Below are 330 nucleotides of genomic sequence, written 5' to 3' on the forward strand. Positions count from 1 at the left end.
CGGTTCAAATGTTGTTTCTGAGCGTATCAATATTGAAGACACGCGTGATGGCGATGCAGAAGATATTCTCGATAATCAGGGCGGCGATCGTCTATGGTACTCCTTCGGCATTACTCACCCAGGTTCCTTGACGCTAAACAACTATCCTGAGTTTTTGCGTAACCTTTCAATGCCGTTAATTGGCGATATTGACTTGGCAACAATCGATATTATTCGTGACCGTGAGCGTGGTGTACCACGTTACAACGAATTCCGTCGCCAGATTGGTTTGAATCCGATTACCAAGTTTGAGGATTTAACTGAAGACCCTACAACTTTGGCTGAATTGAA

Annotated in this window: 1 protein-coding gene; it reads left to right on the top strand. The window is 44.2% G+C overall.

Annotation, left to right across the window (positions count from 1 at the left end; translation table 11 throughout):
• Positions 1-330: peroxidase family protein (locus tag A3766_RS09410; RefSeq protein ID WP_304440956.1), on the top strand; the 330-nt coding region annotated here is incomplete at both ends.

The sequence above is a fragment of the Oleiphilus sp. HI0132 genome (assembly GCF_001635845.1).